Source organism: Micromonospora sp. NPDC004551, from assembly GCF_040609975.1.
Classification (GTDB): domain Bacteria; phylum Actinomycetota; class Actinomycetes; order Mycobacteriales; family Micromonosporaceae; genus Micromonospora.
The window spans coordinates 205496-224341 of record NZ_JBEXLM010000001.1; the positions used below are offsets into that span (position 1 = coordinate 205496).

An 18846-nucleotide genomic window follows, 5' to 3' on the forward strand; every position below is an offset into this window, starting at 1 on the left:
GCGTGAAAATTCCGTGAAGATGATGGTGCCTCGGATCTCACTGTCTTCACAAGTTTGTGAAACGAGCGTAGCTTGCGAAGCATGGAAACCCCAATCGAGGTGTCCGGCCTGGTCAAGACCTTCGGCCGGACCCGAGCGCTCGACGGACTCGACCTGGCCGTCCGTGCCGGCGAGGTGCACGGCTTCCTGGGCCCCAACGGCTCCGGCAAGTCGACCACCATCCGGGTGCTGCTCGGTCTGCTGCGGGCGGACGCGGGGGCCGTCCGACTGCTCGGCGGCGACCCCTGGCGGGACGCCGTCGCCCTGCACCGCCGGCTCGCGTACGTGCCCGGCGACGTCACCCTGTGGCCCAACCTGAGCGGCGGCGAGGTGATCGACCTGCTCGGCCGGCTGCGCGGTGGGCTGGACCCGAGGCGCCGTGCCGAGCTGCTGGAGTCCTTCGAGCTGGACCCGCGCAAGAAGGGCCGGGCCTACTCCAAGGGCAACCGGCAGAAGGTGGGCCTGGTCGCCGCCCTCGCCTCCGACGTCGAGCTGCTCATCCTCGACGAGCCCACCTCCGGGCTCGACCCGCTGATGGAGGAGGTCTTCCAGCACTGGGTGCGCCGGGCCAAGCAGGACGGCCGCACCGTGCTCCTCTCCAGCCACATCCTGGCCGAGGTGGAGGCGCTCTGCGACCGGGTGACGATCATCCGGAACGGCCGGGCCGTCGAGTCCGGCACCCTCACCGAGCTGCGCCACCTGCACCGCACCTCGATCGACGCGGAGGTGGCCGCCCCGCTCGACGGGCTGGCGGAGCTGCCCGGTGTGCACGACCTGCGGGTCGACGGCAACCGGGTCCGCTTCGACGTGGACTCCGCCGCGCTGGACGTCGCTCTGCGGCGCCTCACCGAGCTGGGCGTCCGCAGTCTGGTCAGCACGCCGCCCACGCTGGAGGAGCTGTTCCTGCGGCACTACGAGGCGGTCCCTGAGGAGCTGACGCGATGAGCACCCTCGCCGGAACCCGCCACCTGGCCCGGCTGGTCCTGCGACGGGACCGCCTCGTGCTCCCGCTCTGGGTGCTGGTCCTCGCCGTGCTCCCGATGACGTACGCGACCAGCTTCTTCGAGCTGTTCCCGACCGACGCCGAGCGGGCCGCGTACGCCGCCGGCACCGCCCGCAACCCCTCGATCGTCGCGCTGCTCGGCCCGGTCTACGGGGAGAGCGTCGGCGCGCTGACCGCCCAGCGGTGCGGCTTCCTGCTCGTCATCGTGGCGCTGGCCAGCCTGCTCACCGTGATCCGGCACACCCGCGTCGAGGAGGAGGCCGGCCGGCGGGAACTGCTCGGCGGCGGGGTGCTCGGCCGGCACGCCGGGCTGACCGCCGCGCTGCTCGTCACGTACGCGGCCGACCTGCTGCTCGGCCTGCTCAGCGCGGCCGGGCTGGCGTCCACCGGCCTGCCCGCCGCCGGCTCCTGGGCGTACGGCCTCGGCGCCGCCCTCACCGGCATGGTCTTCGCCACCCTCGGCGGGCTGGCCGCCCAGCTCACCGAGACCGCGGGCGGGGCCCGAGGCATCGGGATCGCCGTCCTCGGCGCCGCGTTCGCGCTGCGGATGGTCGGTGACACCGCCAGCAACGACTGGCCGAGCTGGCTCTCCCCGCTGGGCTGGGCGCCCCGGATCCGGCCCTTCGAGGGGGAGCGCTGGTGGGTGCTCGCGGTGCCGCTCGTCGCGTCGGCGGTGCTCGCCGCGGTCGCGTACCCGGTCTCGGTGCGCCGCGACCTTGGCGCGGGGGTGCTGCCGCCCCGGCTCGGGCCGGCCGGCGCCGGGCGGGGGCTCGCGGGGCCGTTCGGGCTGGCCTGGCGCCTGCACCGCGGACAGATCCTCTGGTGGTCGGTCGGCTTCGGCCTGCTCGGGCTGATCCTCGGCGGCGCCGCGGAGGCGGCCGGCCGCTCGGTCGAGGGGAACCCCCAGCTGGAGGACATCATGGCCCGGATCGGCGGGGCCTCCGGCCTGGCCGACGCCTACCTGGGCGCCACGCTCAGCCTGGCCGGCCTGGCCGCGGCGGGCTACGGCATCCAGGCCGCGCTGCGGATGCGCGCCGAGGAGTCCGCCGGGCACGCCGAGCCCGTGCTCGCCACCGGCACGCACCGCTCGACCTGGCTGCTGTCGCACGTGGTGTTCGCGCTGGTCGGCCCGGTCGTGGTGCTCGCCGTCACCGGCCTGGCGACCGGCCTGACGTACGGGCTGAGCGTGCACGACGTGCCCCGGGAGCTGCCCCGGATGCTCGGTCTCGGGCTGGCGCAGGCGCCCGCCGCCTGGGTGCTGGCCGGGCTCGCCGTGCTGCTCTACGGCCTGCTGCCCCGGCTCGCCCCGGTGGCCTGGGCGGTGCTGGCGGTCTGCGTGCTGCTCGGCCAGCTCGGCGCGGTGCTCGAACTCGACCAGTGGCTGCTGGACGTGTCCCCGTTCACGCACACCCCGCAGGTACTGCGCGACACGTGGAGCGCCACCCCCCTGTGGACCCTGACCGTCGTGGCCCTGGCCCTGGCGGCATCGGGCCTGACCGCCTTCCGCCGCCGCGACGTCCCGGTCACCTGACCTCCGGACTCAGTTGATCAAGAGGTTTGCGTCAGGAATCCGGCTTCAGTAGACGCAAACCTCTTGATCAACGCGTCAGGGGGCCGTTTCGTTGCGGATCATCAGGGCCGAGCGGAGGCCGGTGATGTCCAGGACGCGCAGCAGGAAGTCGCCGACGTTGCTCAGGACCAGCAGGCTCTGGGCGTGACTGGCCTTGCGGCTGAGCACCACGAGGGTGCCGAGCCCCTGCGAGTCACAGAAGGTGACCCCGCCCAGGTCGAGCACGATGCGCGGCGGGGGGTCGGCCAGCACCTCGTTGACGACTGTCGACAGCTGGGCGGCCGTGAGCATGTCGATCTCACCGGCGAGGCGAAGCACGGCTTCGTCACCCGACCGATGTAGCGTGATGGACAGTTCGGCACGATCCACCCGGTCAGCCTATCGCGATCTCGACCAACGGGCCCGTCGAGCGACCCGCCGGGTCAGTGGCGCATGCCGAACGGACGAGGGCGTGAGCCCGGTAACCCTCGGTGCGGGGTGCCTGCCGCTCGGCCGCCCGGCGCTGACACAATGGCGGCATCGTGACCGATACCTTTTCCGCCGGATCCGGCCGCTACCCGGCCGACGCACCGGCCTCCGAGGCCCTGTTCGACCGCGCCAAGGCCATCGTGCCCGGCGGGGTCAACTCTCCCGTGCGCGCGTTCCGTGCCGTCGGCGGCACCCCGCGCTTCATGGTCCGGGGGGAGGGTCCCTGGCTCTTCGACGCCGACGGTCGCCGCTACGTCGACCTGGTCTGCTCGTGGGGCCCGCTGATCCTCGGTCACGCCCACCCGGCCGTGGTCGAGGCGCTGCGCGAGGCCGCCGCCCTGGGCACCAGCTTCGGCACCCCGACCCCGGGCGAGGTCGACCTGGCCGCGGAGATCGTCGCGCGTACGCCGGTGGAGCAGGTCCGCCTGGTCAACTCGGGCACCGAGGCGACCATGTCGGCGATCCGGCTGGCCCGCGGCTTCACCGGCCGCGCCAAGATCGTCAAGTTCTCCGGCTGCTACCACGGCCACTCCGACGCGCTGCTCGCCGCCGCCGGCTCGGGCGTGGCCACCTTCGGCCTGCCCGACTCGCCGGGCGTGACCGGCGCGGCCGCGGGCGACACCATCGTGCTGCCGTACAACGACCTGCGCGCGGTGGAGGAGGTCTTCGCCGCCGAGGGCCCGCACATCGCGGCGATCATCACCGAGGCGGCCGCCGGCAACATGGGCGTGATCGCGCCGCGTGACGACTTCAACCAGCGGCTCGCCCGGATCGCCCACGCGCACGGCGCGCTGCTGATCGTCGACGAGGTGATGACCGGGTTCCGCGTCTCCCGCGCCGGCTGGCACGGCCTCGACCCCTCCGACGCCGACCTGTGGACGTACGGGAAGGTCATGGGCGGTGGCCTGCCCGCCGCGGCGTTCGGCGGGCGCGCGGAGATCATGGCGCGGCTGGCCCCGGCCGGCCCGGTCTACCAGGCCGGCACCCTGTCCGGTAACCCGCTCGCGTGCGCCGCCGGCCTGGCCACGCTGCGGCTGGCCGACGACGCGCTCTACCGCCGCCTCGACGAGACGGCCGCCGCCGTGGGCAAGCTCGCCACCGAGGCACTGGCCGGCGCCGGGGTCCCGCACCGCCTGTCGTACGCGGGCAACATGTTCTCGATCTTCTTCACCGACGCCGACGTGGCGGACTACGACAGCGCGCGCACGCAGCAGGTGCCCGCGTTCAAGGCGTTCTTCCACGCCATGCTCGCCGCCGGCGTCTACCTGCCGCCGAGCGCGTTCGAGTCGTGGTTCGTGTCGGCGGCGATGGACGATGCCGCCCTGGAGCAGATCGCCGCGGCCCTGCCGGCGGCGGCGAACGCGGCGGCAGCGGCAGGACACGGGGGTTGACAATCGTGAGCGAGACGGTGGTTCACGTGCTGCGGCACGGCGAGGTGCACAACCCGGACGGCATCCTCTACGGCCGGTTGCCCGGCTTCCGCCTCTCCGAGCTGGGCGTCCAGATGGCCAAGGCGGCCGCCCAGGCGCTCGCCGACCGCACCGTGGTCCACGTGGTGGCCAGCCCGCTCGAGCGCGCCCAGCAGACGGCCGAGCCGATCGCCGCCCAGTTCGGCCTGCCGGTCGGTGTGGACGAGCGGCTCATCGAGAGCGCGAACTGGTTCGAGGGCAAGAAGGTCTCCCCGGGCGACGGCTCGTTCCGCGATCCGCGCAACTGGTGGGTGCTGCGCGACCCGGTCACCCCGTCCTGGGGCGAGGCCTACCGGGTGATCGCCGAGCGGATGTTCGCCGCGCTGCACGCCGCCCGGGTGGCCGCCGAGGGCCGCGAGGCCGTGCTGGTCTCGCACCAGCTGCCCATCTGGACCCTGCGCCGGCACGTCGAGCGCAAGCGGCTCTGGCACGACCCGCGCAAGCGGCAGTGCGGCCTGGCCAGTCTCACCTCGTTCCACTTCGACGGCGCCAAGATCGTCGGCATCGGCTACTCCGAGCCCGCGGCCCACCTGGTCTCGATCTCGCCGACCGCCCGGACGGCCAAGGGAGCCTGATGCCCAGCCGGAGGCTCGTCGCCGCCCTGCTCGCCGCCGTCACCGCCGCGACGGCGCTGGTCGGCTGCTCCTCCGGCAGCGAGGAGAGCCGCTGCGCGAGCGACGGCGTCACCATCACCTGCGCTCCCGATCAGCGGTCGAAGACCCCGAAGGTGAGCGGTGAGCTGCTCACCGGCGGCAGCTACGACATCTCCCAGGCCCGCGGCCAGGTCGTCGTGGCCAACTTCTGGGGCTCCTGGTGCGCGCCCTGCCGGGCGGAGGCCGACGACCTGGAGGCCGTGTACCAGGCCACCAAGGCGTCCGGCGTGACCTTCCTCGGCATCAACGTGCAGGACAGCAAGGACAAGGCGATCGCCTTCGAGGAGGGCCGGGTCACCTACCCGAGCCTGTTCGACCCGGCCAGCCGGCAGGCGCTCAACTTCGACATCCCGCCCAACACCACTCCGGCGACCGTCGTCCTGGACCGGGACGGCCGGGTCGCCGTGGTGATCCGCCGGGCGATCACCCGGGACGAGCTCCAGCCCATCGTCGAGCGGATCGCGGCCGAGCAGCCCGCGTCCGGAACCCGCTGATGGGCGAGACCTTCCGCCAGCTCGCCGAGTCCGGCCCGCTGCTGCTGGCGGTCGGCGCCGCGGCGCTCGCCGGGCTGGTCAGCTTCCTGTCCCCGTGCGTCCTGCCGCTGATGCCCGGCTACCTGTCCTACGTCACCGGCCTGGCCGGGGCCGACCTGGAGGGCCGGAGTGCAGGGAAGAGCCCTCTCCCGACGCCTCCGGTGGCGGAGGGGAGCCCCGGCGGCACGGCCGTCGCCGTGGCGGCGGCACCGGCCACCCGGTCGGCGGTCGCCGTCAAGGGACGGGTGCTGGCCGGCACGCTGCTCTTCATCGCCGGCTTCACCGCCGTGTTCGTCGCCACCGCGATCCTCTTCTCCGGCGTCGGCAAGCTCTTCTTCCAGTACGAACGCACGCTGGAGATCGTCATCGGCGCCCTCGTCGTCGTGCTCGGCCTCGGCTACCTGGGCGTGATCCCCGGGATGCAGCGCGAGTTCCGCATCCGGCGGCTCCCCGCCGCCGGGCTGCTCGGCGCCCCGGTGCTCGGCGCGGTCTTCGCGCTGAGCTGGCTGCCCTGCACCGGTCCGACCCTCGGCGCGGTGCTCGGCATGGCCACCGTCGACGGGCGGACCGACCGGGCCGTGCTGCTCGCCGTGGCGTACTGCCTCGGGCTGGGGGTACCGTTCGTCGTCTTCGGGCTGGGCTTCCACCGCCTGCTCGGGGTGTTCCGCGCCGTCCGGCGCAACAGCCGCTGGGTCACCCGGATCGGCGGCGCGCTGCTGATCGTGATCGGCGTGGCGCTGGTCACCGGCGGCTGGCAGGACTTCGTGATCTGGTTGCAGACGCACGTGGGCGTGGGCGAGGTGAGCATCTGATGACGACCGTGGACGACCGTCCGGCCGCGCCACCGGCCGGGGCGCCCCGGCGCCGGGTCAATCCCGTGCTCGCCCTGCTGCGCAACTCGTGGCGGCAGCTCACCAGCATGCGTACGGCGCTGATCCTGCTCTTCCTGCTGGCGATCGCCGCCATCCCCGGCTCGGTGCTGCCCCAGCGCGGGGTCAATCCGGAGAAGGTCACCCAGTACTTCGTCGACCACCCCGACCTGGCGCCCCGGCTCCAGCAGCTCGGCATGTTCGAGGTGTTCGGCTCGGTCTGGTTCTCCGCCATCTACCTGCTGCTCTTCACCTCGCTGGTCGGCTGCATCCTGCCCCGGGCCCGCGACCACGTCCGCGCGCTGCGGATGCGGCCGCCCGCCGCCCCGAAGCGCCTGGAGCGGTTGCCCCAGCACGCGGTGCTGGAGGCCCCGGCCGCCGCCGACCCCGAGGCGATCGCGGCCGTGCTGCGCCGCCGCCGCTGGCGGGTCACCGTCCGCGGCAACGAGGTCTCCGCCGAGAAGGGCTACCTCAAGGAGACCGGCAACCTGCTCTTCCACGTCTCGCTGGTCGCCGTCCTGCTCGGGGTCGCGCTCGGCTCGTGGTACGGCTGGCACGGCAACCGGATCCTGGTGTCCGGCGCGGACAACGCCTTCTGCAACACCCGCCAGCAGTACGCCGAGGCGTCGCTGGGCCCGCGCGTCGACTCCGCCGACCTTCCGCCGTTCTGCCTCACCCTGGACCGGTTCGAGGCGGACTACCTGGCCTCCGGGCAGGCCTCCCGCTACTGGGCCACGGTGACCGTGGACCACCTGGACGACGGGTCGACGCGGACTGCCGGCTTCTCGGTCAACTCGCCGCTGCGGCTCGGCGCGGCCAACGTCTACCTGCTCGGCAACGGCTACGCGCCGATCCTGAAGTACACCGACCGGTACGGCCGCACCCAGACCAGCAGCGCGCCGTTCCTGCGCAGCGGCGACCAGAACGCCACCGAGGAGGGCGTGGCCGCCTTCCCCGACGCGAACGTCGATCCGAAGACCGGCAAGCGGGCCGCCGACCAGCAGGTCGCCTTCGACGGGCTCTACCTGCCCACCGCACCGGACCGCGCGCCGTTCGTCGCGTCCCAGTTCCCCGCGGAGCGGAACCCCGCGGTGGTGCTGGCCGCCTACCGGGGCAACCTGGGGCTGGACGCCGGCATCCCCGGTTCGGTCTACAAGCTCGACCAGCGGCAGATCGACAACGGCAAGCTCAAGCAGGTCGGCGAGAAGGTGCTGCGCCCCGGCGAGAAGTGGACCCTGGACGACGGCAGCACGCTGGAGTTCCTCGGCACGAAGCCGTACATCACCATCGCGGTCCGGTACGCCCCCGGCCAGAGCCTGATGCTGGTCGCCTGCGTGACGCTCCTGCTCGGGCTGATGGGCTCGCTCTTCGGCCGCCGGCGGCGGGTCTGGTTCCGGGTTTCGCCCCCGGACGGTGGATCTCCGACGAGCGGTAGTAGCTTGGTGGAGGCCGGTGGGCTGCCGCGCACCGAGCATCCGGGGTTCGCCGACGAGTTCGCACAGCTTGTCGCCGCGGTCAGCGACGACGAGCGGGACGACCGGCGGGCGCGAGAAGGAGACGAGTGATGTCCGCACTCTCCGACCAGCTGGTCACGTTCGCGATCCTGGCGTACCTGGTCGCGATGATCACGCACGCCGTCGAGTACGCCCTGGGCAACGCCCGGAAGGTGCCGGCGGTGGCCCCGGCCCGGGAACTGGTCGGTGCCGGCGTCGGCGGTCCCGGCGGGACGGTCGAGGAGCCGGCCGCCCCGGTCCCGCCGCCGGCCGCCGGCCGCTCCGCCGCCCGGGCCGCGCTCGCCGGGCGGATCGCCGCCTGGATCACCGTGCTCGCCGCCGCGCTGCACCTGGGCGCGGTGGTCACGCGGGGCATCGCCGCCGAGCGGATGCCCTGGGGCAACATGTACGAGTTCGTGCTGACGGTCACCTGGATCGGGGCGGCCGCCTGGCTCGCGGTGCTCTGGAAGCAGCCGTCGCTGCGCCGGCTCGGGCTGTTCCTGACCCTGGTCATGGTGCTGCTGCTGGCGTTCGCCGAGCTGAAGCTCTACGTGCAGGTCGTGCCGCTCATGCCGGCACTGCAGTCATACTGGTTCATCATCCACGTGTCGACGATCATCTTCGCCTCCGGCATCTTCCTGCTGGGCGTGGTGCCGGCCGTGGCCTACCTGATGCGGGCCGGCTGGGAGCGGGGGAAGCGGAGCTTCCCGTACACGCTGGCGCGGCGGCTGCCGGCGGCGGCCGGCCTGGAGCGGCTGACCTTCACGCTGCACGCCTTCGCCTTCCCGATCTTCACCTTCGCGGTGATCGCCGGGGCGATCTGGGCCGAGGCGGCCTGGGGTCGCGCCTGGGGCTGGGACCCGAAGGAGACGTGGGCGTTCATCTCCTGGGTGGTCTACGCGGGCTACCTGCACGCCCGGGCCACCCCGAGCGTCAAGCGCAACGTGGCCACCTGGATCTCCGTGGTGGGCTTCCTGACCATGCTGATGAACCTGTTCGGGGTCAACTTCTTCTTCACCGGCCTGCACTCCTACGCCGGCGTCTGACCCGCACGCCCTGACCGGCGGGCGGTCAGCACGCCGTCGACGCGAAGGGTGATCTGGTAGGCCACCTCGGGGAGGTCGGCCAGCCGTTGATCACCTTCTACCAGGCGATCATGCGCCCGGCCTGGACGGCGCTGGAACAACGCCGGGGTGCGGATGTCTGGCGCCGGTCCCAGCGGCGATACGCCAGTACGGTTCTCGGACCTCGCTTCGAGGAAATCGTCCGGCAGTGGTCCGTGCGCTTCGCCGAGCCCGACACCCTGGGTGGGCTCGTTGCGGAGGCGAGCGCCGCCACGCTCACCGATCCGGCCAGCCGGACGAGTCACGAAGTCGACCTGGTGGCCCTCGGCGAACCGCCGCTGGGGGACGGGCCGCGTCCATTGCTCGCGATCGGTGAGGTCAAGTGGGGCCGCCAGTTGGGAACGGCGGATCTGGAGCGGTTGGAGCGGATCCGGGCGCTGCTCGTTCGGCGGCCGGGATTCGACACGACCGACACCCGGTTGCTGCTGGCGAGCGGCCAGGGCTTCGCCGACGGGCTGGCTGAGGCGGCATCGGCCCGGCCGGATGTGGTCCTGCTCGATCCCGCCCGCCTCTACGGCGACTGAGGCGAGTTCACCCGCCGAACCAGCCGGGGACGTCGAGGCGGAAGACGTCGGCCGGGACCATCCGCCGCAGGTCGTCCTCGATCGCCGCGACCCGGTCGGCCCCGAGGATCGCCGTCCAGCGGTCGCGCAGGTCGTCGAAGACGACCGCCGAGCGGCGCAGCCCGTCGTGGCCCTTCGCCGTCATCCGGACCAGCTTGCGGCGGGCGTCGGCAGGGTCGTCGGCGCGCTCCAGGTAGCCGAGCGCGACCAGGCGGTCGACGGTCTTGCCGGCCGCCTGCTTCGAGACGCCGAGGCGCTGCCCGAGGTCGGAGGCGGTGGTGCCGGCGGGGCCGACGGCCTGGAGCACGAAGCCGTGGGCCGGTCGCAGCTCGGGGTGCCCCTGCCGGGCCAGTTCGGCGTGCAGGTCGTCGATGAGGGTGCGGAAGCCGGCGAGCAGCAGCAGCGGCAGCGCGAAGCCGGGGCGGTCAGGCGTTGCCATGTTCGACAACCTCGTTTACTATTTGGTCAACCACATTGACCATTGTACGTGAGGGGTACCCGTCATGTCCCGGCCCGTCTTCACCGCCCACACCCCCGACACCGCGCCCGCCGCCGCCCGTCGCACCATGGCCGACGTCCAGCGCAAGCTCGGCCACCTGCCCGGCGCCGTGGCCCTGATGGCCGAGTCGCCCGAGCTGCTCAGGGGCTTCCTGACCGCCAACGCCGTCTTCGAGGCCACCGACCTCGACCCGGTCGCCCGCGAGGTGGTCGTGCTGACCGTGGCCACCCGCAACGAGTGCCACCTCTGCGTGGCCATGCACACCGCGACGCTCACCCGGCAGGGCGCCGCGCCCGGGCTGATCGAGGCGCTCCGGGCCGGCGCCGCGCTGCCCGACCCGCGCCTGGAGGCGCTGCGCCGGTTCACCGTCGCCGTGCTCGACCACCGGGGCGCGGTCCCGGACGACGGGCTGGACGCCTTCCTCGCCGCCGGCTGGCAGCCGCGGCATGCGCTGGACGTGGTGCTCGGCGTCGGCACGTACACGATCTCGACCTTCGCCAACCGCCTCACCGGCGCCCCGCTCGACCCGCCCCTGGCCGCCCACGCCTGGGAGCCGGCCGCCTGACCCGTCGGATCGGCGACGGCTGCGTGGGCAGGCACACAGCCGTCACGCCGACCCGGCGTGGGCAGCACGGGAAGCCGTGCGGGAGACTGGCGGGCATGGCGGCTCGTGGCTTCCCGTACACCGATCTCAAGGACTTCCTCGCGGCGCTGGAGGCCGCGGGTGAGCTGCGGCGGGTGAGTGTCCCGGTCGACCCCACGCTGGAGATCAGTGAGGTGGTCACCCGGACCGTCCGCGACGGCGGCCCGGCGCTGCTCTTCGAACGGCCCACCCGGGGCGAGATGCCGGTGGCGATCAACCTGTTCGGCACCGAGAAGCGGATGGCCATGGCGCTCGGCGTCGAGACGCTCGACGAGATCGGCGAGCGGATCGGCGCCATGATCAAGCCGGAGCTGCCCGTCGGCTGGTCCGGCATCCGCGAGGGCCTGGGCAAGGTCATGCAGCTCAAGTCGCTGCCGCCGCGCAAGGTCAAGACCGCGCCCTGCCAGCAGGTCGTCTACCGCGGGGACGACGTCGACCTGAACCGGCTGCCGGGCCTCCAGGTCTGGCCCGGCGACGGCGGGATCTTCCACAACTTCGGGCTGACCCACACGAAGCACCCGGAGACCGGCAAGCGCAACCTCGGCCTCTACCGGCTCCAGCAGCACGGCCGGAACACCCTCGGCATGCACTGGCAGATCCACAAGGACTCCACCGCCCACCACGCGGTCGCCGAGCGGCTCGGCCAGCGGTTGCCGGTCGCCATCGCCATCGGCTGCGACCCGGTCGTCTCGTACGCGGCGACCGCGCCGCTGCCCAGCGACATCGACGAGTACCTGTTCGCCGGCTTCCTGCGCGGCGAGCGGGTCGAGATGGTCGACTGCCTGACCGTGCCGCTACAGGTGCCGGCGAACGCGCAGGTGGTGCTGGAGGGCTACCTGGAGCCCGGCGAGCGGCTGCCCGAGGGGCCGTTCGGCGACCACACCGGCTTCTACACCCCGGTGGAGCCGTTCCCGGTGCTGCACGTCGAGACCATGACGATGCAGCGCGACCCGGTCTACCACTCGATCATCACCTCGAAGCCGCCGCAGGAGGACCACGGCCTCGGCAAGGCCACCGAGCGGATCTTCCTGCCGCTGCTCAAGCTGATGATCCCGGACATCGTCGACTACGACCTGCCGGCCGCCGGCGTCTTCCACAACTGTGCGATCGTCTCCATCCGCAAGCGCTACCCGAAGCACGCGCAGAAGGTGATGAACGCGATCTGGGGCGCCCACCTCATGTCGCTCACCAAGCTGATCGTGATCGTCGACGAGGACTGCGACGTGCACGACTACAACGAGGTCGCGTTCCGCGCGTTCGGCAACGTCGACTACGCCCGCGACCTGCTGGTCACCGAGGGGCCGGTGGACCACCTGGACCACGCCTCCTACCAGCAGTTCTGGGGCGGCAAGGCGGGCCTCGACGCGACCCGCAAGCTGCCCACCGAGGGCTACACCCGGGGCTGGCCCGAGGAGATGACCATGTCGCCCGAAGTGGTCTCGCTGGTCGACAAGCGCTGGAAGGAGTACGGCATCTGATGGCCGCCGTCGCTGAGATCCCGGTGGAACGCCCGGGCCGGGTCAAGTCGTTCCTCAAGCTGGTCACGATCGAGCACTCGGTGTTCGCGCTGCCGTTCGCGTACCTGTCGGCGCTGACCGCCATGCAGGTCCACGGCGGGCACGTCCGTTGGCTCGACCTGCTGCTCATCACGGTGGCGATGGTCGGCGCGCGGACGTTCGCCATGGCCGCCAACCGGATCCTCGACCGGCGGATCGACGCGCGGAACCCGCGTACCGCCAACCGCGAGCTGGTGACCGGGGCGGTGAGCGTCCGGACGGCCTGGACCGGCGCCGTCGTCGCGCTGGTGGTCTTCCTGGCCGCCGCCGCCCTGCTCAACCCGCTCTGCCTTGCGCTCGCCCCGCTCGCCGTGGTGCCGCTGGTCGTCTACCCCTACGGCAAGCGGTTCACCAACTGGCCGCACGCCATCCTGGCCGTCGCGCAGGCGGTCGGCCCGGTCGGCGCCTGGCTGGCGGTCACCGGCACCCTCGCCGGCTCCGGGCCGGCCTGGCTGCTCGGCGCGGCCGTCGGCCTCTGGATCGGCGGCTTCGACCTGATCTACGCCTGCCAGGACTCCGAGATCGACCGGGAGATCGGGGTGCACAGCGTCCCGGCCCGCTACGGCCGGCGCTTCGCGCTGCACGCCTCGACCGTCGCGCACGTGGTGACCTTCGCGCTGTTCATCTGGTTCGGCGCGCTGGTGGGTTTCGGCTGGCTCTGGTGGATCGGGCTGGCGCTCACCGCGGTCGCCTTCGGCTACCAGCACCTGGTGGTCAGCCCGACCGACCTGAGCAAGGTCAACCGGGCGTTCTTCACGGCCAACGGCTTCGTCGGCATCGCGCTGTTCGTCTTCGCCCTGCTCGACCTGGTGATCCGGCTGGGCCTGGGCGCCTGACGATCCCGCCGGCCCGCTCCGCGGAGTCTGCGTCGGTCACCCGGCCACCGGATAGCGGGCGCTCTCCAGCGTCCAGTCGACCGTGCCACGGACCGCGTTGGCCAGCCCGTCGAGGTGGGCGGTGACCGCCTCGTCCAGCGCCGGCCCGAACGACGGCACCGCGGCGCGCAGCGCCATGAAGCGGGCCATCTCCGCGCGCCAGCGCGTGGCGACCAGGTCCACGGCGGCCGGCACCGGTACGCCCCGCTCGGCGGCCACCGCCAGCACCAGGTTGTGGCCCCCGGCGCCGGCCCGGTCCCGCTCCAGCGAGGCCAGGTCGTTGTACCAGGACAGCAGGTCGTTGGCGAGGTCGGCGAGCCGGCGCAGCGCGGGATGGTGGTAGACCGCGTCGGGCAGCGGCCGCCCGGCGGCGAACTCGATCAGCGGGTACGACACGTAGGCCGCCGAGGTGGCCCGGCGCAGCTGCACGTACTCGGCGACGCCCGGTGGCCGCCCGGCGACGGTGGCGACCGCCTCCCGCCAGGCGCCGTCGAGGTGGTCGGCCACGGCGTCGGCGAAGCGCAGCCGCCAGCGGGCCGGCATCCGGCGCCGGGGCTCCCGCCACGCCTGCACCAGCAGCCGGCGCAGCGGGCCGGAGAAGCCGGGGTGACGCGCCCGGGGACCCTCCCGGAGCAGGGCGAGCGCCCCGTCGCGCAGCGCCCGGATCTGCGCCGGGGCCAGCCGGTCCGGCCCCTCGCAGGCGTCGTCCACCAGGAAGAACCAGGTGAACAGGGCGGCCAGCGCCCGCAGGTCGGGCTCGGTGGCATCGGGGTAGAGGCGGCCGGCGTAGCGGGCGAAGCCGGCCCGGGCCAGCCGCTCCCGGGTGACCGGATCCAGCAGACCGAGCCGGTCGAGCTGGCCGACGAGCCACTCCTGCGCCGCGTCGGCGTGCGGGGAGAGCCGGGACGGGATCGGACACTCGGAGCGCAACGCCCGCAGTACCGCCGCCGTCATCACCGGTCCTTCCATCGACGCGCATCGCCGACGGAAGAATCCCACGTTCGTGGTCCGACCGTTGACCCGGGCGGACAACGCCGGGGTGGCCGCCCGGCGCGCGGCTCGACCAGGCAGTCTGGACGGCATGCGCGAACCATGGGTGGTCGGCGTCTCCGGGGCCTCCGGCACGCCGTACGCGGCCGCGGTCGTCCGGGGCCTGCTCGACGCCGGCCAAGCGGTGGATCTGATCGTCTCCCGGGCCGCCCGGCTGACCATCCTCGACGAGACCGGCCGGGCGTTCCGGGACGGGCACTGGGCCGAGGACCTGGCCGCCTGGCTGGGCCGCGACCTCGCCGACGCGGACGTGCGGCACTGGCCGGCCGGTGACCTGGCCGCCGGCCCGAGCAGCGGCTCCTACCGGGTACGCGGCATGGCCGTCGTCCCGGCCAGCACGGCGGCCTGCGCCGGCATCGCCATCGGGCTCTCGAAGGACCTGTTGCAGCGCGCCGCCGAGGTGAACCTAAAGGAGCGGCGGCCCGTGGTGGTGGTGCCCCGGGAGACCCCGGTCACCCGCAGTCACCTGGAACACCTCATCGCGCTGCACGACGCCGGCGCCGTGGTGCTGCCGGCGAGCCCCGGCTTCTACGGGGCCGGGGCGGCGGCATCCGCCCAGCAACTGGTCGACTTCGTGGCCGGCAAGGTGCTGGACGCGCTCGGCGTGCCGCACACGCTGTTCCGCCGCTGGTCCGGTGAGCTGGCCGCGGCCCGCCGGGACCCGGACGGGACGTGAGGATGCCGATCGGGACGCGGGCCAGGAACGGGCCGCGTCCCGATCGGTGTCGCCTCAGTACATTCCGGCGTTCGCCGGCCCCGGGCCGGTCGAGGCGGTCGGGCCCATGTTGCGTGCCTTGCCCATGTCCTCCGCCTCGTCCAGCATGCCCTCCCCCTCAAGCAGGGCCCGCACCTCGGATTCCCGAAACCGGCGATGCCCGCCTGGAGTCCGGATGCTGCCGATCCGGCCGGCCGCTGCCCATCTGGTCACGGTCTTCGGGTCAACCCGAAACAGCGCGGCGACCTCACCCGGTGTCAGCAGGCGATCTCCAGTGTCCACAGCCCCCTCCTCGCGTCGACGAAGCCCCCGGCTGAACACACTGCCCCCGGCCGGTGCGAGCCCAGAGCCGTCATGAGGGACGTATGGCAATTACAGCACCAGCGACCTGGCGTGTCCGCCAAACGCGAAAAACGCACACAGTGAGAAGTTAATGAGAAGTTAGTAAATGCTACCGGCGCAGAACCCCCGTGACGGCACGTTTGTGAATGGCAACGCGACGTCATGTTCAACTGATGCCGAGCGTCCGGCGTTACGCGCGAAAGGATAGGGTCACTCTCCGTGGATGCGATCGACCTGAGCCTCGTGGAGCTGCTGCGGGGCAACGCCCGCCTGTCGTACGCCGAGCTGGCCCGCCAGGTCGGCCTCTCCGCCCCGGCCGTGCACGAGCGGGTCGGCAAGCTGGAGTCGGGCGGCGTCATCCGGGCGTACCGGGCCGAGGTCGAGCCGGAGGCGATCGGGCTCGGCGTGACGGCGCTGATCGGCATCGTCGAGGACTCGACCGCCGACACCGACGACGTGCTGGAGGCGTTCCGGCAGATGCCCGAGATCGAGTCCTGCTATTTCATGGCGGGAGTCGAGTCCTTCCTGCTGAAGGCCCGGGTGGGCACCATCGCCGAGCTGGAGCAGCTGATCGTCCGGCTGAACCGCACCGCCGGGGTGGCCTCCACCCGCACCGGCATCGCCCTGTCGACCAAATGGGAGAACCGGCCCCAGCCGCTCGAATCCGCCGCCTCCTGACCGTCACCCTCTGGTCCCGGCCGATCCGGGGCGTTACCGTGCGCCGATGACGACTCCGGGGCGGGGCGCCGCCGTGGTGACCGGGGCGGCCGGCGGCCTGGGCCGCGCGATCGCCGCCGCGCTGCACGCCGACGGGTGGCGCGTGCTGCTCACCGACGTGGACGCCGGTGCCGTGGCGGCCGCCGCGGCGCCGCTCGGTGGCTGGTCGCGCGCGCTCGACGTGCGCGACGAGGCGGCCTGCACGGCGGTGGCCGCCGAGGCGTCCGGGGCTCCGGGCGGGCTCGCGCTCTGGGTCAACAACGCCGGCATCCTGGCCACCGGGCCGTCCTGGACGCACGACTCGGCGACCCGGCGACGGTTGGTCGAGGTGAACACGCTGGGTGCCATGAACGGCACCCACGCGGCGCTGGCGGTGATGCGGGCGCAGGGCCACGGGCACGTGCTCAACGTCGTCTCGCTGGCCGGGTTGATCGCCGCCCCCGGCGAGACCGTCTACGCGGCCAGCAAGCACGCCCTGCTGGCGTTCAGCCTCGGCACCCTCTCCGACCTGCGGATGGCCGACGTCCGGGGCGTACACGTGTCGTGTCTCTGCCCGGACGGGATCTGGACGCCGATGCTGCACGACAAGCTCGACGACCCTGGGGCACTGGCGTCCTTCACCGGGGCGCTGCTGACCCCGGAGCGGGTCGCCGCGCGAGCCGTACGGCTGGCCCGGCGGCCCCGGCCGGTGGTCAGCCTGCCGCGCTGGCGCGGCGCCCAGGTGCGGCTCCTCGACGCCTTCCCGCGGCTCGCCCTGGCCCTCACGCCGGTGGTCCGGGCCGCCGGCCGCGCCGGTCAGCGGCGGCAGGCGCGCCGGACCCGCCCGGGCGCGAGCCCACCTCGCTTGTAACGTTGCCGGCGTGACTCATCTCGACCGGTGTGACGAGGCCAGCCGCAGCTGGGTGACCGAGGCGATCGCCACGGTCGAGGCGGACGCCAACCGCTCCGCCGACACCCACCTCCTGCCCTTCCCGCTGCCCAGGGGGTGGGGCATCGACCTCTACCTCAAGGACGAGTCGGTGCACCCCACCGGCTCGCTCAAGCACCGGCTCGCCCGTTCGCTCTTCCTGTACGGGCTCTGCAACGGCTGGATCGGCCCGGACACCACCGTCGTCGAGGCGTCGTCCGGCTCGACCGCGGTGTCCGAGGCGTACTTCGCGCGGATGCTCGGGCTGCCGTTCATCGCTGTCATGCCCGCCTCCACCTCGCCCGAGAAGATCGCCCAGATCGAGTTCCAGGGCGGTCGCTGCCACCTGGTGCAGGACCCGGCCAAGGTGGTCATCGAGGCGCGCTGGCTCGCCGAGGACACCGGCGGGCACTACATGGACCAGTTCACCTACGCCGAGCGGGCCACCGACTGGCGGGGCAACAACAACATCGCCGAGTCGATCTACGCGCAGCTCGCCCTGGAGCGGCACCCCGTGCCGGCCTGGATCGTGGTGGGCGCCGGCACCGGCGGCACCAGCGCCACCATCGGCCGGTACGCCCGCTACCGCCGGCTGCCCACCAAGCTCTGCGTGGTCGACCCGGAGAACTCCGCGTTCTATCCGGCCTGGCAGGCCGGCGACTGGTCGGTGCGCACCGACAAGGGCTCCCGGATCGAGGGGATCGGCCGGCCCTGCGTCGAGGCGTCCTTCCTGCCCAGCGTGGTCGACCGGATGATGCAGGTGCCGGACGCCGCGTCGCTGGCCGCCATGCGGGCCGGCTCGGCGGTGCTCGGCCGCCGGGTGGGCGGCTCCACCGGCACCAACCTCTGGGGTGCCTTCGGGCTGATCGCGGAACTGCTCGCCGCCGGCCGGACCGGTTCGGTGGTCACCCTCATCTGCGACCCGGGCGACCGCTACGCGCACACCTACTACGACGACGAGTGGGTGGCCGGGCAGGGCCTCGACCTCGCCCCGCACCTGGCCACCATCGACCGCTTCCTGGCCAGCGGCGCCTGGCCGGCCTGAGGAGTCAGCGCGGGTCGATCCGCTCGGCCAGACCCGGGTAGCGCACCACGAACCCCTCCTGGTCCAGGTCCAGGTCGGCTGTGAAGGAGTCGCTGGAGTAGCGGACCCGGCCCGGACCGAGCGGGGTGTAGACCTGCTCGGCGGGGAGCACCGCCAGGCCGGGCAGCAGCACCCAGGCGGCGGTGATGGTCCGCGGCTGATCGGCCGGGGCCCGGCCCAGGTCGAGCCGGCGCACGGGCAGGGTGTTGGTCAGCGGCGAGCCGTCCAGGTCGACGTCGAGCGCCTCGGCCAGCCGGCCCGGGTCGTCGGTGCCCGGCAGCCCGGCCGGCGGATGCCCGGCCGCGCGCAACGCCGCGTCGAGGTCACCCTCTTCGCCGGTGCGCACCCGCCACCCGTCTCCGGACCGTTCCAGGCGTACGCTCCGCGACCAGCCCGCGCCCTCTGCGGTGACCTCCAGCCGGCTCGTCGACCAGTCGGCGCCCACGGTCAGCTGGTAGCGGCAGGTGTAGGGGATCGGATCGACGGCCAGCGCCACGCCCTGTGCGGTGAGCCCCTGCCGGTCGTCGAGCAGCACGTGCTCCGAGCCGGCGGTGTCGGTCCGGGTCCAGAAGAGCGACTTCGGCATGGTCGGCATGAACCGGACGTTACGCGACCCGGCGGACACCGGCAGCGGATGCGCGAACGCCGCCGCCGAGCAGGTGCTCGACGGCGGC

21 protein-coding genes are annotated in these 18846 nt (G+C 73.1%); 16 read left to right on the forward strand and 5 right to left on the reverse strand.

Annotation, left to right across the window (positions count from 1 at the left end; genetic code table 11):
• The first annotated feature begins 81 nt into the window (after positions 1-81).
• Both ABZW14_RS01050 and ABZW14_RS01055 read left to right on the forward strand, forming a co-directional pair.
• The gene (locus ABZW14_RS01050) at positions 82-984 is read left to right on the forward strand and encodes an ABC transporter ATP-binding protein (protein ID WP_355337770.1); all 903 of its coding nucleotides are present in this window, start codon (positions 82-84) and stop codon (positions 982-984) included.
• Complete coding sequence (locus ABZW14_RS01055; protein ID WP_355337773.1) at positions 981-2573, forward strand: ABC transporter permease; 1593 nt, start codon at positions 981-983, stop codon at positions 2571-2573. The genes ABZW14_RS01050 and ABZW14_RS01055 overlap by 4 nt, the downstream gene beginning before the upstream one ends.
• A 75-nt stretch (positions 2574-2648) precedes the next feature.
• On the opposite strand, the gene ABZW14_RS01060 is transcribed toward ABZW14_RS01055, so the two are convergent.
• Positions 2649-2981: an STAS domain-containing protein gene (locus tag ABZW14_RS01060; protein WP_355337776.1), complete on the reverse strand. Its 333-nt coding sequence runs from the start codon at positions 2979-2981 to the stop codon at positions 2649-2651.
• A gap of 152 nt (positions 2982-3133) precedes the next feature.
• Here ABZW14_RS01060 and hemL point away from each other — a divergent pair, with 152 nt between their 5' ends.
• From hemL to ABZW14_RS01095, 7 genes are all read left to right on the forward strand, one after another.
• A complete protein-coding gene (hemL, locus tag ABZW14_RS01065) occupies positions 3134-4471 on the forward strand; it encodes a glutamate-1-semialdehyde 2,1-aminomutase (protein ID WP_355337779.1) in 1338 nt (445 codons plus the stop codon).
• Complete coding sequence (locus ABZW14_RS01070; RefSeq protein ID WP_355337782.1) at positions 4468-5124, forward strand: histidine phosphatase family protein; 657 nt, start codon at positions 4468-4470, stop codon at positions 5122-5124. Before hemL ends, ABZW14_RS01070 begins: the two co-directional genes overlap by 4 nt.
• A complete protein-coding gene (locus ABZW14_RS01075) occupies positions 5124-5696 on the forward strand; it encodes a TlpA disulfide reductase family protein (RefSeq protein WP_355337785.1) in 573 nt (190 codons plus the stop codon). Before ABZW14_RS01070 ends, ABZW14_RS01075 begins: the two co-directional genes overlap by 1 nt.
• On the forward strand, positions 5696-6547 hold the full coding sequence (locus ABZW14_RS01080; RefSeq protein ID WP_355337788.1) for a cytochrome c biogenesis protein CcdA: 852 nt from the start codon (positions 5696-5698) through the stop codon (positions 6545-6547). Before ABZW14_RS01075 ends, ABZW14_RS01080 begins: the two co-directional genes overlap by 1 nt.
• Positions 6547-8169, forward strand: coding sequence for a cytochrome c biogenesis protein ResB (locus ABZW14_RS01085; RefSeq protein WP_355337791.1), 1623 nt, complete (start codon positions 6547-6549; stop codon positions 8167-8169). The genes ABZW14_RS01080 and ABZW14_RS01085 overlap by 1 nt, the downstream gene beginning before the upstream one ends.
• Positions 8169-9143 carry a c-type cytochrome biogenesis protein CcsB gene (gene ccsB / locus ABZW14_RS01090; RefSeq protein ID WP_355337794.1) on the forward strand — a complete coding sequence of 325 codons (975 nt, stop codon included), beginning with the start codon at positions 8169-8171 and terminating at the stop codon, positions 9141-9143. The genes ABZW14_RS01085 and ccsB overlap by 1 nt, the downstream gene beginning before the upstream one ends.
• Before the next feature lie 86 nt (positions 9144-9229).
• On the forward strand, positions 9230-9745 hold the full coding sequence (locus ABZW14_RS01095) for a hypothetical protein (protein WP_355337797.1): 516 nt from the start codon (positions 9230-9232) through the stop codon (positions 9743-9745).
• Between the two features lie 7 nt (positions 9746-9752).
• Here the strand turns inward: ABZW14_RS01095 and ABZW14_RS01100 are convergent, their stop codons facing one another.
• Positions 9753-10223 carry a MarR family winged helix-turn-helix transcriptional regulator gene (locus tag ABZW14_RS01100; RefSeq protein ID WP_355337800.1) on the reverse strand — a complete coding sequence of 157 codons (471 nt, stop codon included), beginning with the start codon at positions 10221-10223 and terminating at the stop codon, positions 9753-9755.
• Between the two features lie 64 nt (positions 10224-10287).
• On the opposite strand from ABZW14_RS01100, the gene ABZW14_RS01105 reads away from it, so the two are divergent.
• The 3 genes from ABZW14_RS01105 (at position 10288) to mqnP (ending at position 13318) form a co-directional block, all read left to right on the forward strand.
• Positions 10288-10848, forward strand: coding sequence for a carboxymuconolactone decarboxylase family protein (locus ABZW14_RS01105; RefSeq protein ID WP_355337803.1), 561 nt, complete (start codon positions 10288-10290; stop codon positions 10846-10848).
• A 95-nt stretch (positions 10849-10943) separates the two neighbouring features.
• Positions 10944-12404 (forward strand): menaquinone biosynthesis decarboxylase, encoded by a 1461-nt coding sequence (locus ABZW14_RS01110; protein ID WP_355337806.1) that lies wholly within the window; start codon positions 10944-10946, stop codon positions 12402-12404.
• Positions 12404-13318 carry a menaquinone biosynthesis prenyltransferase MqnP gene (gene mqnP / locus ABZW14_RS01115; RefSeq protein ID WP_355337809.1) on the forward strand — a complete coding sequence of 305 codons (915 nt, stop codon included), beginning with the start codon at positions 12404-12406 and terminating at the stop codon, positions 13316-13318. The genes ABZW14_RS01110 and mqnP overlap by 1 nt, the downstream gene beginning before the upstream one ends.
• A 36-nt stretch (positions 13319-13354) precedes the next feature.
• On the opposite strand, the gene ABZW14_RS01120 is transcribed toward mqnP, so the two are convergent.
• Positions 13355-14311, reverse strand: coding sequence for a terpene synthase (locus ABZW14_RS01120; protein WP_355337812.1), 957 nt, complete (start codon positions 14309-14311; stop codon positions 13355-13357).
• Positions 14312-14438: 127 nt separating this feature from the next.
• Here ABZW14_RS01120 and ABZW14_RS01125 point away from each other — a divergent pair, with 127 nt between their 5' ends.
• Positions 14439-15083: a UbiX family flavin prenyltransferase gene (locus tag ABZW14_RS01125; RefSeq protein ID WP_355337815.1), complete on the forward strand. Its 645-nt coding sequence runs from the start codon at positions 14439-14441 to the stop codon at positions 15081-15083.
• 54 nt (positions 15084-15137) lie between these two features.
• On the opposite strand, the gene ABZW14_RS01130 is transcribed toward ABZW14_RS01125, so the two are convergent.
• The gene (locus ABZW14_RS01130; protein ID WP_013473529.1) at positions 15138-15404 is read right to left on the reverse strand and encodes a BldC family transcriptional regulator; all 267 of its coding nucleotides are present in this window, start codon (positions 15402-15404) and stop codon (positions 15138-15140) included.
• Positions 15405-15683: 279 nt separating this feature from the next.
• Between ABZW14_RS01130 and ABZW14_RS01135 the strand changes: the two genes are divergently transcribed.
• Genes ABZW14_RS01135 through ABZW14_RS01145 form a run of 3 tightly spaced genes read left to right on the forward strand, consistent with a single transcriptional unit; the run spans position 15684 to position 18133 of the window.
• Positions 15684-16142, forward strand: a complete 459-nt coding sequence (locus ABZW14_RS01135; protein WP_091261335.1) for an Lrp/AsnC family transcriptional regulator — start codon at positions 15684-15686, stop codon at positions 16140-16142.
• 46 nt (positions 16143-16188) lie between these two features.
• Positions 16189-17031: an SDR family oxidoreductase gene (locus ABZW14_RS01140; RefSeq protein ID WP_355337818.1), complete on the forward strand. Its 843-nt coding sequence runs from the start codon at positions 16189-16191 to the stop codon at positions 17029-17031.
• A 10-nt stretch (positions 17032-17041) separates the two neighbouring features.
• Complete coding sequence (locus tag ABZW14_RS01145; protein ID WP_355337821.1) at positions 17042-18133, forward strand: PLP-dependent cysteine synthase family protein; 1092 nt, start codon at positions 17042-17044, stop codon at positions 18131-18133.
• 4 nt (positions 18134-18137) lie between these two features.
• On the opposite strand, the gene ABZW14_RS01150 is transcribed toward ABZW14_RS01145, so the two are convergent.
• Positions 18138-18758, reverse strand: coding sequence for a putative glycolipid-binding domain-containing protein (locus tag ABZW14_RS01150; RefSeq protein WP_355339348.1), 621 nt, complete (start codon positions 18756-18758; stop codon positions 18138-18140).
• Positions 18759-18846: the final 88 nt, after the last annotated feature.

Excerpts from the sequence above, each read along its gene's own strand:
- ABZW14_RS01050 (WP_355337770.1), top strand. The coding sequence starts at position 82 with ATGGAAACCCCAATCGAGGTGTCCGGCCTGGTCAAGACCTTCGGCCGG.
- ABZW14_RS01055 (WP_355337773.1), top strand. The coding sequence starts at position 981 with ATGAGCACCCTCGCCGGAACCCGCCACCTGGCCCGGCTGGTCCTGCGA.
- ABZW14_RS01075 (WP_355337785.1), top strand. The coding sequence starts at position 5,124 with ATGCCCAGCCGGAGGCTCGTCGCCGCCCTGCTCGCCGCCGTCACCGCC.
- ABZW14_RS01080 (WP_355337788.1), top strand. The coding sequence starts at position 5,696 with ATGGGCGAGACCTTCCGCCAGCTCGCCGAGTCCGGCCCGCTGCTGCTG.
- ABZW14_RS01085 (WP_355337791.1), top strand. The coding sequence starts at position 6,547 with ATGACGACCGTGGACGACCGTCCGGCCGCGCCACCGGCCGGGGCGCCC.
- ccsB (WP_355337794.1), top strand. The coding sequence starts at position 8,169 with ATGTCCGCACTCTCCGACCAGCTGGTCACGTTCGCGATCCTGGCGTAC.
- ABZW14_RS01100 (WP_355337800.1), bottom strand. The coding sequence starts at position 10,223 with ATGGCAACGCCTGACCGCCCCGGCTTCGCGCTGCCGCTGCTGCTGCTC.
- ABZW14_RS01105 (WP_355337803.1), top strand. The coding sequence starts at position 10,288 with ATGTCCCGGCCCGTCTTCACCGCCCACACCCCCGACACCGCGCCCGCC.
- ABZW14_RS01110 (WP_355337806.1), top strand. The coding sequence starts at position 10,944 with ATGGCGGCTCGTGGCTTCCCGTACACCGATCTCAAGGACTTCCTCGCG.
- mqnP (WP_355337809.1), top strand. The coding sequence starts at position 12,404 with ATGGCCGCCGTCGCTGAGATCCCGGTGGAACGCCCGGGCCGGGTCAAG.
- ABZW14_RS01120 (WP_355337812.1), bottom strand. The coding sequence starts at position 14,311 with ATGACGGCGGCGGTACTGCGGGCGTTGCGCTCCGAGTGTCCGATCCCG.
- ABZW14_RS01125 (WP_355337815.1), top strand. The coding sequence starts at position 14,439 with ATGCGCGAACCATGGGTGGTCGGCGTCTCCGGGGCCTCCGGCACGCCG.
- ABZW14_RS01140 (WP_355337818.1), top strand. The coding sequence starts at position 16,189 with ATGACGACTCCGGGGCGGGGCGCCGCCGTGGTGACCGGGGCGGCCGGC.
- ABZW14_RS01150 (WP_355339348.1), bottom strand. The coding sequence starts at position 18,758 with ATGCCGAAGTCGCTCTTCTGGACCCGGACCGACACCGCCGGCTCGGAG.